Source organism: Faecalibacterium faecis (assembly GCF_040096475.1).
In the GTDB taxonomy this organism is placed as follows: domain Bacteria; phylum Bacillota; class Clostridia; order Oscillospirales; family Ruminococcaceae; genus Faecalibacterium; species Faecalibacterium taiwanense.
Genome location: NZ_JBBMEP010000012.1, coordinates 80,950 through 93,187, shown reverse-complemented (window position 1 = coordinate 93,187; position 12,238 = coordinate 80,950). Strand labels below are relative to the sequence as shown.

At 44.8% G+C, this 12,238-nt stretch carries 13 protein-coding genes and 3 pseudogenes; 9 read left to right on the top strand and 7 right to left on the bottom strand.

The features are described from left to right. From WMO17_RS07990 to WMO17_RS07970, 5 genes and pseudogenes are all read left to right on the top strand, one after another. Positions 1-76, top strand: a pseudogene (locus WMO17_RS07990) (DUF2500 domain-containing protein); the annotation flags it as partial. Positions 77-109: 33 nt separating this feature from the next. After that, a complete protein-coding gene (locus WMO17_RS07985) occupies positions 110-832 on the top strand; it encodes an AAA family ATPase (protein WP_005921747.1) in 723 nt (240 codons plus the stop codon). Between the two features lie 21 nt (positions 833-853). Next, positions 854-1,789 (top strand): HlyD family secretion protein, encoded by a 936-nt coding sequence (locus WMO17_RS07980; RefSeq protein WP_156067439.1) that lies wholly within the window; start codon positions 854-856, stop codon positions 1,787-1,789. A 61-nt stretch (positions 1,790-1,850) separates the two neighbouring features. Next, positions 1,851-2,180 carry a hypothetical protein gene (locus WMO17_RS07975; RefSeq protein ID WP_097778305.1) on the top strand — a complete coding sequence of 110 codons (330 nt, stop codon included), beginning with the start codon at positions 1,851-1,853 and terminating at the stop codon, positions 2,178-2,180. 82 nt (positions 2,181-2,262) lie between these two features. After that, positions 2,263-2,424: a hypothetical protein gene (locus WMO17_RS07970; RefSeq protein ID WP_165852876.1), complete on the top strand. Its 162-nt coding sequence runs from the start codon at positions 2,263-2,265 to the stop codon at positions 2,422-2,424. A 2-nt stretch (positions 2,425-2,426) separates the two neighbouring features. On the opposite strand, the gene WMO17_RS07965 is transcribed toward WMO17_RS07970, so the two are convergent. Further along, positions 2,427-3,296, bottom strand: a complete 870-nt coding sequence (locus tag WMO17_RS07965; protein ID WP_156067437.1) for a hypothetical protein — start codon at positions 3,294-3,296, stop codon at positions 2,427-2,429. Between WMO17_RS07965 and WMO17_RS07960 the strand changes: the two genes are divergently transcribed. Both WMO17_RS07960 and WMO17_RS07955 read left to right on the top strand, forming a co-directional pair. Continuing rightward, positions 3,280-3,633 carry a TnpV protein gene (locus WMO17_RS07960; RefSeq protein WP_156067435.1) on the top strand — a complete coding sequence of 118 codons (354 nt, stop codon included), beginning with the start codon at positions 3,280-3,282 and terminating at the stop codon, positions 3,631-3,633. The two genes, WMO17_RS07965 and WMO17_RS07960, sit on opposite strands and share 17 nt — an antisense overlap. A 2-nt stretch (positions 3,634-3,635) precedes the next feature. Continuing rightward, positions 3,636-3,893: pseudogene (locus tag WMO17_RS07955) on the top strand (relaxase/mobilization nuclease domain-containing protein); the annotation flags it as partial. 56 nt (positions 3,894-3,949) lie between these two features. On the opposite strand, the gene WMO17_RS07950 reads toward WMO17_RS07955, so the two are convergent. Then, positions 3,950-4,144, bottom strand: a complete 195-nt coding sequence (locus tag WMO17_RS07950; protein WP_005924624.1) for a DUF3873 family protein — start codon at positions 4,142-4,144, stop codon at positions 3,950-3,952. Between the two features lie 529 nt (positions 4,145-4,673). Between WMO17_RS07950 and WMO17_RS07945 the strand changes: the two genes are divergently transcribed. Beyond that, the gene (locus WMO17_RS07945; RefSeq protein ID WP_349137847.1) at positions 4,674-5,435 is read left to right on the top strand and encodes an IS110 family transposase; all 762 of its coding nucleotides are present in this window, start codon (positions 4,674-4,676) and stop codon (positions 5,433-5,435) included. A 111-nt stretch (positions 5,436-5,546) separates the two neighbouring features. Here the strand turns inward: WMO17_RS07945 and WMO17_RS07940 are convergent, their stop codons facing one another. The 5 genes and pseudogenes from WMO17_RS07940 to WMO17_RS07920 form a co-directional block, all read right to left on the bottom strand. Continuing rightward, complete coding sequence (locus WMO17_RS07940; RefSeq protein ID WP_349137846.1) at positions 5,547-5,792, bottom strand: hypothetical protein; 246 nt, start codon at positions 5,790-5,792, stop codon at positions 5,547-5,549. 1,992 nt (positions 5,793-7,784) lie between these two features. Continuing rightward, positions 7,785-7,937: a hypothetical protein gene (locus tag WMO17_RS07935; protein ID WP_154251299.1), complete on the bottom strand. Its 153-nt coding sequence runs from the start codon at positions 7,935-7,937 to the stop codon at positions 7,785-7,787. A 15-nt stretch (positions 7,938-7,952) separates the two neighbouring features. Then, the gene (locus WMO17_RS07930) at positions 7,953-8,516 is read right to left on the bottom strand and encodes an accessory gene regulator B family protein (RefSeq protein WP_179860380.1); all 564 of its coding nucleotides are present in this window, start codon (positions 8,514-8,516) and stop codon (positions 7,953-7,955) included. A 95-nt stretch (positions 8,517-8,611) separates the two neighbouring features. Continuing rightward, positions 8,612-9,826: a sensor histidine kinase gene (locus WMO17_RS07925; RefSeq protein WP_349137845.1), complete on the bottom strand. Its 1,215-nt coding sequence runs from the start codon at positions 9,824-9,826 to the stop codon at positions 8,612-8,614. A 162-nt stretch (positions 9,827-9,988) separates the two neighbouring features. Further along, positions 9,989-10,271 (bottom strand): annotated as a pseudogene (locus WMO17_RS07920) (DUF6061 family protein). 203 nt (positions 10,272-10,474) lie between these two features. Here WMO17_RS07920 and WMO17_RS07915 point away from each other — a divergent pair. Beyond that, positions 10,475-11,794 (top strand): AfsR/SARP family transcriptional regulator, encoded by a 1,320-nt coding sequence (locus WMO17_RS07915; protein ID WP_236131764.1) that lies wholly within the window; start codon positions 10,475-10,477, stop codon positions 11,792-11,794. Positions 11,795-12,238: the final 444 nt, after the last annotated feature.

Here is a 12,238-nt window from a genome sequence, read left to right as displayed (position 1 = left end):
TGGTCTGCTCGTGCAGGGCGACATCGGAAAGCTGAGTTTTCAGGGCACCCGCTATCTTGGGTTTGAGCGGAGCTAAGTGTTTCTTACATTATATAGTATGGAGTGCTGTATGAACGATTTGTTTATCCAAGGGCTGACCATCGACTGGAACAGAGTTCGCCCATACAATTATGTTCGTCAGATTCCTGCCATCAGTGGAATCGACACTTTTACATTCCATAAGCCCATTACGTTCTTTGTTGGCGAAAATGGAAGTGGAAAATCTACGCTTCTGGAAGCAATCGCTGTTGCTTACGGCTTCAACGCAGAGGGTGGAACGAAGAACTATTCATTTTCCACATACAACTCCCATTCGGAACTATGTGAGGCTATGACGATTTCCAAGGGGTATCGCAGACCAAAGTTCGGGTATTTTCTCCGAGCAGAGAGTTTCTATAATGTAGCCACCAAGGAAATCGACTATTCCGATGACGATCATCCCTCCAAAGGCTATCACCAAAAATCACACGGTGAAAGTTTCCTCGCCATTGCGCAGGACTACATGGGTGCAGATGGAGTCTATATTTTTGACGAGCCGGAAGCCGCTTTATCCCCGCAGCGGCAGCTCACGTTACTGATCAACATTTATCGGTGTGCCCAAGAAGGGGCGCAATTCATTATCGTATCACATTCACCCATTCTCCTCGGAATGCCTGATGCTGAGATTTTTAGCTTCGACAATGGCACGATTCATCCTTGTCAGTATGAAGATACGGACAGCTACGTTATCACCAAAACATTTGTAAATAATCGGCAGCATTTTTTGAACCAGCTTCTGAACGAAGAAACGTAATGCCGGGAAAGGACATTCCATATGAGTGATTCTACGTTGAAAGAGCTTTGGCAGCAGGTCGCTGAAAAGAAAAGCTGCGAAGCAAAACAGAAAGAACTGACCGCCCAGAGAGATACGCTTGCTGATTGCCTGAAAAAGCTGGAAAAATCCAAGCTGGCAGAGCAGGCTGATGTGGACCGTCTGGAGGGACACAGCCTTGCCGCATTTTTCTATCAAGTGATTGGAAAAATGGATGAAAAGCTGGACAAAGAACGGCAGGAAGCCTATGCAGCCCGCGTCAAGTACGATGCGGCTCTCCATGATCTTTCTTCCGTTGATGCCGACTTGAAGCAGATTCAAAATAGACTGGCACGGCTGTCCGATTGCGAAAGTCAGTATCAAGCTGCTCTTTCCGAAAAAATCAAAAGCATCAAAGTCTCTGCCCACCCTGCCGCACAGCAGCTTGCGGAAAGCGAAAGCCGCATTGCCGCACTGAAAGTTCAAAAGCGGGAGCTGCTGGAAGCCATCAACGCAGGAAAGACTGCCTTGCATACGGTCAACGAAGTTCTCGAAACCCTCGACAATGCCGAGGGCTGGAGTACATGGGACGTAATGGGCGGCGGTTTGATGGCCGATCTTGCCAAGTATGAGGAACTGGACGATGCGCAGAAACAAATCGAACAGCTTCAAGTGGAACTGCGGCGGTTCAAAACTGAGCTTGCTGATGTTGAGATCACCGCAGACCTTCAGGTTACGGTGGACAGCTTTTTGAAATTTGCGGATTTCTTCTTTGACGGCCTCTTTGCAGACTGGGCAGTTCTGGATCACATCAATCAGGCACAGAGCAGAGTGGAGAATACCAAAGGTCAAATCAAGCGAGTCCTCGCACTTCTGAAAAAGATGCGCGAAGATGTTGATGTCCAAATCGCTGACGAAAAAGAGAAGCAGGAGCAGCTTGCAGTGGAAACTGAACTGTAAGTTTGAAGAGTCCGCTTATGTGATATGATTCGATAAAACCGAATTTACAGGAGGTGTTTCGATGAAAACAAGAAGGTTTGCTTTATGTCTGGCAACGGTTTTTCTGGTGGCGATTTATATCAATATTCAGAGAAGCCATACTTTCACCCTTTCAAACGATGAGGGCACCATAAAGACAGAACAAATACAGCCACTTTGGGGAACTGTAAAAGTGAGCGGTGATTGTGATACTGAGGTGGTCTTTACCGATGTAGAGACTGGAGAAAAATACAGAATCGGATATATTACACAGGGCGTAACGGAAAGAATCAAACTCGAAAGAGGCAAATGGTATAAGGTGGCGGGCGGAGGTAACCTTACACTGAATCCGGTAAACATTCGAGTCGAATAAATGTAAGTTCCTTGCGGGCAGCTATGAAAGCTGAAGCTGAGAAGAAAGTTTTGAATATTCACATATGAAGGAGTACAGTTCTATGAGTTACGGTTGGGCAACTGTTTTCACTTTAGCGGCATGGTTTGCAGGGCTTGTGATTGATGTAAATGTGCGGGTCGGCGACCTCGGTTTACGAACCGTGCTTCCCGTCATCGTGATGGGGTGCTGCGTTATGAAGTACATAAAGGGCAATAGCAAATAATCTTATCTCGATACACTTTCCAGCGGGCAACCCCAAAACGGTTGCCCGCTATTTTTATACCCTAAAATCTGAAAAAGGAGGCCAAAATGCCAAGCAAAACCGAAGAATATCTCGCCCTTGCCCAGCGCACGGCCAACGGCTTGACCCGATACTGGGAAAGCTGGACGGATTACCTGACCACTGCGTCCCGGCTGTACAAGTACCCTTTTGCGGACCAGCTCATGATCTACGCCCAGCGCCCGGATGCCACCGCCTGCGCCGACTTCGACATCTGGAACAACCGGATGAACCGCTATGTGCGCCGAGGTGCCAAGGGCATCGCCCTGCTGGACGAATCCAGCGGATTTCCGCGCCTGCATTACGTCTTTGACGTAAGCGACACCGGGGTGCGCCGCAATTCCCGTGATCCGGAGGTGTGGCAGTACAACGATGACCTGAAACAGCCTGTTTCGGAAATGCTCGCCGCCACCTACGGCATCAGCGGAGAGCGTGTAAGCCAGCAGCTTGCCGATGTTGCCGGGAAACTGGTGGCGGATTACTGGGACAACAACGGCGGCGACATTCGTGCCATCGTTGACGGTTCGCTCTTGATGGATTATGATGAAGCCGGGGTGGAGATGCAGTTCAAGTCTGCCGCCGCCATCAGCGTCACCTACACGCTGCTGGAACGCTGCGGCTTTGAGCCGGCAGGGTGGTTCGACAAGGACGATTTTCAGGCAATCTACAATTTCTCTACCCCGGATAGTGTCTACGCCCTCGGCGCAGCAGTCAGCGACATGAGCCGGGAGGTGCTGCGGAACATTGAGCGCACCGTAAAAACAACCATTCGCCGCCGTAATGCAGAAAGGAGCCAATATGAATACGAACAGCAATCTGAACTACACGCAGACCGGGGATTACCTTCTCCCGAACCTGACCCTGAACCAGCCCCGGAAGCCGCTGGGCAAGTACGGCAGGCTGCGCCGGACGTACCTGAAGGAGCAACGCCCGGTGCTGTACCACACGATGCTCCTGAACGGGAGCCTGTACCCGCACCTGATGGAGGTGGAGCAGACGGCAGAGAACCGGATGCAGCAGACCATGGCGCAGCTTCTGAAACAGAACCCGGTCCCGGACAAGGAGCAGAATCAGATGGCATGGGTGCAGCACATGAACAGCCTGAAAGCGCAGGCCGAGGAACTGGTGCTGAACGAACTGATTTACAGTTAAGTTTCTTTGATACTCACCGGGAAGAAATCACACTGCACAAAGCAGCCAAGGCCGCTTTCGATGAAACTGGCTTAAAAAAGCTGCCGAAGGTCAAAGCACTGAATGCAGAGTATTCCGATCTTCTGACCCAAAAGAAAACAGCCTACCCGGACTATCGCAAGGCACGAGAAGAAATGCAGGAGTTGGTAAAGGCACAGAAAAATATTGAATTGTTCTTCGCAGAAGAAAAAGACGCACAGGAAAAGCAGCAGACACGATAAACGAAAGTCGCCGAGGATTCTAACCCTTTCATGGGGCGGAATCCTCGGCGACTTTTTTAGTTTATGTAGCAGCGGTCCTGCGTTACGAGCCAATCTTCACACAGCCGTTGGGCTTCATCTGTTGAGCGGCACACGCAATTGAACAGCTTGCCGTGCAGGGAACAGTAGGTGTAACGGATTTTGGGCACACCGTTCTCATCCCGAAACTTTGTGTAGCGTTCCTCACCGGGCATCAGATATAGCTGCTCCATTTCTGCATCGTCCTTTCCGTTTTCATGCGTCAGGCACACAACGCACCTATTCTACCACGAACATCGGAGTTATGCCATTGACGCTTGCACCAAAAAGCGACTCGGATTTTTGGAGAGAGTTTGTATTGACACATTCAAAAGCGTTCGGAAGGAACGCGTAGCCTGCACCGGAACGGTGCAGATCAGAAAGGGTTTGGGATTTCCCAACAAGCATTTTGCAACGCAAAATTTGCATTTGTGCGCACGAATGCACTGCTTGCTACAATTGTGTTGGTTCTGAAAGGTTCACAGCCAGTGAGCTGTACAGACGCCCAAACCTAAGCTACAATTGAGATGTGCAGAGAGAACGCTGCCCTGCTTGAGCTACCACGCTCGGAATCGCAAACTGTTCTCCGCCATCTCCATTGCAGCGTTCGATTGACGCAGGTTGAGTTATCGGTGGCTCTTGTCACTGTACATTCGTGTCACAAAGCAAGCTGAATCGGTGATGGGCATCAGGCGGAACAGGCACAAAAAGGAGGCCGGAAAAATGAAGTCAATGGAAATCACAGCCGTAGGTATTGATGTTTCTAAGCGCAAAAGCACAGTTGCTATTCGCAGGCCAAGTGGAGTAATTGTTGCATGTCCATTTGACATATCTCATTCTAGCCATGATCTTGAGAAACTGGTCTCCATACTGAAAACGACAGGAGGAGATATCCGCGTTGTAATGGAACACACAAGCAACTATTGGAAGCCTATTGCATTGACCCTGAAAAATGCAGGCTTTTATGTTTCTGTCGTAAACGCTATGCTGATTCACGATTTTAGCGATAATTCTATCCGGAAGCTGAAAACAGACCGTGCAGACTCTTTAAAAATCGCCAACTATGCCCTGACATTTTGGAATCAACTCCCGCCATTTAATGATGAGGATGAAACCAGACTCGTGTTGAAAGAGCAGTCACGAATGTATGAAAGATTGGCTTCGACAGCAACATCCCTTCGTAATGGCCTGATTGCATTGGCAGATCAGACGTTCCCTTCGATTGATCAGGCTTTTGGACATGCAATCAAGAATGCGGATGGTCATGAAAAGTGGGTCGATTTCTTTTCAATTTATTGGCACAGAGACTGTGTACTCAGACTTTCCATTGAAAAATTCACAGAATCTTACCGTAAATGGTGTTTGCGGAGAAATTATAAATTTCGTACGAATACAGCGCACAAGTTGTATGCTCTGGCGCAGGATGCCGTTCCTACTCTCCCGAAAAACAACGGAACAAAGGCTTTAGTATGTTGGAATATATGAGCCGTCTGAAAAAATCATATATAGCCCCCCTTTATACTGTTATCTTCATCACATGTTCAGAAAATAGATAGTACTGCCAGCCAAAACAAAACATCGTAAATTGCGCAATTATCAATCAGGTGTATTAATTCCACAAGACTCACTATTTACTGTACAAGAAACGGAATTTAAACCGCAAAGCCCAGCATTGCTTCCACAAATAGACACGTCAGAAATACAGCCCGAAACATTTGTGACGCATCCGCCAAAGTCTGCAACGCAGGCACTCGCATCTTTTGCACATGGAGAGATTTGTCCCACGCATAATCCAATCGGATTCGTATTGTTATCGTAGGCATTTCCAATATATGTAGTCATAATCGACTCCTTTCTACTCTTCGGCTGGCAGTACTATCATATCTGAACACCTAAGGATTTTGTCAAATCCTATGGATGTCTATCGCGTTAAATTCGGCATTCACTTTCGCAGAAGAATTGTGGTTTGTCGCCCAAAAAGACAAGTAATTATTTTAATGGTACAATGGAATCACAGTAATGTAAAGCTCTTGAATCATGTGTGGCAATTATAATAATTGTATCGTTTTTTATCGCATGCAATATGAAGCGATTTCATTGGAATCAGTTTGAAGTTGCTGAGTAATGCGTGAACTGTCCAAAAAAAAAGTTTTGGAAAAAGGGATCTGCTGGATGTGGACGAGCATTTGTCTGTTTATATTGTAGCTTACCATTGTATGAAGTTTTTCGCGTATTCGCCCGAGTGCAAAAGATATCGCAAAACTTATCATAATAGTCGCCAAGAAAAGAATACAATAGTAGCATAGTTGAGGTTTCCATTCCACGCAATTAGGCGAAGCCAAAAAGTCAATAAATCGACCGGACAACAAAGTGTTAAAGAGGGATATTAACGAAGATCCTATGCTGAGAACAGAAAAAAGGATAATCTTTTTTCGGTAAAGATGCAATGTGCAATGGGAAAATTGAAAGATTCTTTTCATGATGATAAACCGACTTTGTTTTTAAAATAATATTCGGCGACTTTTAAAAAGTGGTTATCCCTTTGGGTCAGCAACTAATACCGACTGAGGGCGGAAACTTCTTTCGTCATTTGCTTCGCAATTGCTACCTTTCCCTAAGGGAAAAGCTTGCGCTTTGTGCCATCTCAAAAGGTTTCCCATTTGTGAGGAAGCTGTCAGCCGTAGGCTGACTGAATGGGTCTTTGCCTCAGCAGCGGCATCTCAAAAACATGCTTAGTAAAAGGAACAACCACTTTTGAAAACAAAAAATCCCCTTTATATGCTATCATGCTTTAGCTAAAGCGTCAATATCTTTCGCCAATCTTGAAAACAATTGTGTGTACTGGTCGTATTTGCTTTCGCATTTATCGTCTATACGCTCGATGAGCCACTTTTCTATGCTGCATCCCGCGTAGCTTGTTCAAATTAGCTTTTTCTGTATGCAGGAATGGGGCATTTCGTTTCTGGATGCGCCTGTCCCGGAACAGATGAAGTATGCTTCTCTGGCAGAAGCCGCTTCTCACCTCATACAAGTCCTCAACGACCCGGAGCACATCACCGGATAAAAAGCGTCCCGAAGGGATGCGCAGCCTGCATTGGAAAATGCAGATCAAAGGGGCTTGGGGCATTCCCCCAGCAAGCAATGTTTTTGTATAGACGAAAACATTGCTTGCAACTGATTGTTTGGCGAGGAAAAGCGTATATGGTTTTGGCGGTTTAATCAAACAATGACAACGTGAACAGCACGTTCGTAATCAACTTTGCGAACGTATATTGTGTAGATTGTTTGACAATTGACCTTTTGAAATGTGTTTCCAGTTCTTTCACGGGTTCCCATCGAAAACAAAGACGGCGATGATAAATCGCGTACTTTTGTTCGATATCCGATTCCTTCTTTTTCTAAAAGAGATGTGTATTTTTGGTATTGAGATTGATTTGAGCAAACCACCAACTCTTTTTGATTAAAAAACGGTAGCATAAAAAACTCCTTGCTCAAAAACGGTTATCGGATATTATTTGAAATTTCAACATACCAAGTCTTTCCGGTCTTTGCAGCAATATTGACAACATAGTAGCAGCCAACGCGATTTGTTGCATCTACCAGAACACCAGCCCAAGAGGAATCAGGGTATATTGCTACATTGGAGTAACTCCTTTCGATTTGTGCATTGTGCCATCCTTTCTTACACTGTATACCCAGCAAGCAATATTGTCTACATTTCTGTAATAAGATGGAGAAAATTCGTAACGAAATCGGAGTCACCAACAAAGAAAAATGGCATAGTGCTTTTTGCTGTTGAAACAGGAAAGCGACCATGCCATCTCAGGATTGAACTTATTTTCGTTTTTCTTGCAGATGCTTCTCAGGTACATAGGGACGCTTCGGCTGATACATCCAGCCTGCACAACCCGGAGGCCACTCCTGCATATCCTTCTTCACCAGAGCTTCAATTTTCTTTTTGGCGAACTGTTTGACTTGAATTTTCATTTGTATGCCCTCCTTTCAATTTTGACAGCGTGAAATGGATAATGTTATTGCATCAGCAGTCAATGCTGCGACCAACCCTTGTAGTATGGAAGGAGCGATTTGAGTTCCCACCAACAAAATTGCGAAAATATTTAGAATCAATAATAACCAACGAACAGCTATTTTCGCAGCCTTAAATTCATTTGTTGACCAGTGAATGCTTTTATTGTTAACTGGTGCAATATACAAAATTGTAATATCAGAAACTATAGTTAAGAAAAGCAACGCCAAGCCTGTACGGAAAACGTAGGAGATTGAAGCAAGAAGAACTACTTCTAATAAAATGGAACAGAACAGGCATTTACTATAAGTAGCAGCATGATAACCGTTTGTGTATTTCCGAATTAAGAGGAAGAACACAGAAAATGAAATCGTTAAGGTCCAGCCAAAGCAAAAACCGCCAATCAGACACTGCACAAGCCAAGTGAATAAGGTTGTCACTCTTTTTTCGATGCTATATGCAAACCATTCAGAATAAGATTCATCAAGCAATCCCATCGACACGCACTTTTGCGTTAATTGCATTGCAAAATCTTTCATTGCGACAATCCTCATTAAAAGAACTTTCTTGAAAGAAAGAATACACAAGTTGAGCTACAATTTCCACAATAATGTAACGAAATGGACTTTTTTTGTCACGAAATCGGAGTGAGCGGTATATCAGCGGTGAACTGAAACCACCCGTTTTCATAGAACATGGTATATTCGCCGCTATATTTTTCAAGAATCAGCCGGATGTTCGCAAGTCCAAAGCCATGCATCTGTGGTTCTGGTTTTGTCGTTGGAATGGAACCGTTTATAATTACAACAGGTTCCGATGTGTTTCGGACAGAGACAAAAAAGTCTTGCTGTGCAACGGCCATGACATGAATCGCTTTATCGCCCTTATCATACTGCTGACACGCTTCAATGGCATTATCCAAGAGGTTTGATAGAAGCACTACTATATCAGAGGCATCAAATGGAAGATTTGATAGATCATTCACTTCAAAATCAATACTGATCTTCTTTTGAGTTGCTTCGGCAGCTTTTGTGTTGAAAAGTGCATCCAAGATAGGATGGTGTGTGTTGACAAGGAATAGTCGATCTGTTTGCTGTTCGGTGATTTTTTCAAGATATTCTTCAGCGGCAGAATACTCTTGATTCTTCATCAATTGATTTAGGATATTCAGGTGCGCCCGAAAATCGTGAACTTTTTTCCTTTGGGCAGAATAAAGTTCGCTTGCCGAAGTCATGTTTTTCGATTGCAGCTGAATCTGCTGGTTAAGCATCAATAATTGTTCTCTTTCCGATGCGGCATACTCCATTCGCTCCAATAAAAAGAGGACTGCGACGTTTGAAATAAAAATGAGAATACAACAGCCAGCAGAAACAAACTCTTCTATATTATGACCGCTTGTAACGTAAAGCAGAATCACAAGCATTACAAACGATGCGCATGGAAATAGAAAGTACAGTATCAGCTGCGAATGTTGAGCATCGCTTCTGGGTCTGTTGCCCATACGCTGAAGCATCATTTTGCGAAATAGCGCAATAATAAATAATTCGGCTGAATAATAAGAGATTCCATAGATTAGGGATAATGCCTTGTCGGCTTGAAACGTCTGAGCATCCATCCCACAAACCGAAGTTGCAAGCATTCCGACTGCAAAAGATAAACTATAAGTCAAGAGATATTCTACAACAATAAGAAATAATAAAAACCTTCCTGAGATATTCTCATATAGAGTTCTGGCAACAATAAAGCAGGATAGTAGAATTAAAAAAATTTTGACGATTTGGTTTCGATTTAAGGCAATAACACTGAATTCAATAGATGCATACATTAAAATAGTTTGAACTATGGTCAATTATGAAAACTATTGAAAAATGAAAATACGATAGCAATCGTACAAAAACAGAAATCCGGAAACTTTTTTGAGTTATTATGGTTCAAAAAAGTTTCCGGATTTTCTGTAATGCTTTTTGAAGAGCCATTCTGTAACAGCCAATCACATTTCTATGAAAAAAGGTCAATCTTCTAGTCTACCGTGATCGCAACCAAGTGAAAGATAATGTTCGATTTCTCCACTCAGCACAAGCTGGGTATATTCCAAGGGCTTGTTATATAAGTAGCCAGTCCAGTTCTGCCCGCTGCGCCGGAGTGTTGCTGTACTCGTCCTCTATGGCGATACAATCAATGGAAAGGGTGGTGCCATCTTCAAATCGGGCTTCCACCCGGTTGGTGTCCATGTTGTAGCGGCAGGAAAACACTTTTTGAGAGTGATTATGGTCGAAATTCTGATTTCGTTTCATTTGAATGACTCCTTTAATAATTTTCTGGTTGATTTTTGACGAAATGAGATTCATTTTTGCTTGAGCCGCCCAACCACACTACGATGTAGCTTTGTTCAGCTCTTGCGGTTGCATGATTGATACCAGCACAGCACTGGGATTCACCGTACAGAGCGAGTGAATCCCAGTGCTGTGCTTTTTTATTTGACACGAGGTGAAATTTTATGCGTCAGCCTGATCATGAGTACGAAGAACGGAGCTTTGGAGATATTCAACGTGCAATTGATTTTGAGAACAGTATGAATGACCTTGAATCGCAATTGTATTACCAGCATCTTTCCCCGAAAGAAGTTGCCCAGCAGGTGCTGAAAGCCACTTGCCAATTCTACGATGCTGACTGGTGCGGTTTAATTCAGGTCGATCTTGATTTGAATTTGTGGACGCCATTCTGGTGGTTCAACGCTGGCGCAACAGACAAGACGATGCTTTTAACCGAAGAATATGAATCCGCTGAATTTCTTGATCGGTGGGTACAAACTGTCCGCAAGGGAATTCCAATGGTCGTCCCGGACGCCGAAGCGACAAAAGAAGCCTATCCTGCGGAGTATAACCTGTACCAGCGGCTTGGCATCCGGTCTGTTATTGCCGTTTCCTTGGAGCCGCGCCCAGTCGCTCTGCTTGCCGTCCGGAATCCTAAGCGGTATATTCAGCAGACCAGTATGCTGCGGATTCTGGCCTATGTGCTGCTTGCATCGTACAACGAACAGAAAATGCTGAACCGGCTCCAAATGGCATATATCCCGACTTCCATCCAAAGCAGCAAGGATATCTATGTCAGTCTGTTTGGTGAACTGAGCATCAGCACATCCAAAGGTGTTCTGAAAGAAGCTGACTTTAGTTCTCCGAGAATCAGCCGACTGATTTCTTACCTGCTGATCTCCCGTAAAAATGCCATTTCTCCGCAGGAAATCACTCAAACACTCTGGCCGGATGATTTAGACAACCCAGCCAAAAACGTCAAGGGACTGATTTATCGCTTGCGCCAGAAGTTCAACCTTATTTCAGATGAGCCATTGATTTTATCCTCTGCATCCGGATATCAGCTCAACCCGGAACTTCACATTATGACGGATTATCAGCGTTTTGACGAACTTGTGTCTTCTGCTGTCAGGGCATCCTCTATAATCAACAAAGTGGACATCCTCAAAAATGCTCTTGATCTCTACCATGGAAAGGTCTTGTCCTCTGCAGATGGCGAACATTGGCTCATTCAGTTTTCCACAAAATACCATCTCTCCTATATGGGTGCTGTCAGTGAACTGCTGAGGCAGCTGGATTCGCTGCATTCTTATGACCTGCTCAATCAGTACGCCATGAAGTCTCTGACCATCGCACCCGATAACCCGAAAGCATACTGCTGGCTGATCCGCTCCTTGAAAGCGCAGGGAATGAACGAACTTGCAACCAATGAACTGGCCGCTGCAAAGGAACATCTGACCACAGAAGAATACGAGGAAATCCTTGCATTTGGAGCTAATTGGTAAGAATGATTCCTATAACACTTTCGTAACACCTTCATGTGACTTTCATAACACCTAAAATTTTTCAGAAAGGGGCAAAAAGGGGCAAAAATGGCTCCATAACACTTTCATAACACCGCCAGATAACTTTCATAACACCGTCGTGTGATATGCTTACAGGGCACGAATCGATGCCTTGCAAAAGCTGATCGCACGGCGGTTTTCTTTTTTATAGGCTTCGATGCGTCAGAACAAAAACATATCGAAGCCTGAGATGCATTAAAGGCCGAGGATACTTATACCGCTTTCCATTTTCGGATGGAAAACAGTGTCGGTACCCTTTTCTTTAGTGCATCTCTTTTTTGTTGCCAAGAAAAGCCCGCAAGCTGTCATACAGTGAAGTGTCCTCAACCTCCGCATCCGGCGGAAAGGACACTTCATGTTTCTTTTTGCCCATTTTTCGTGGCT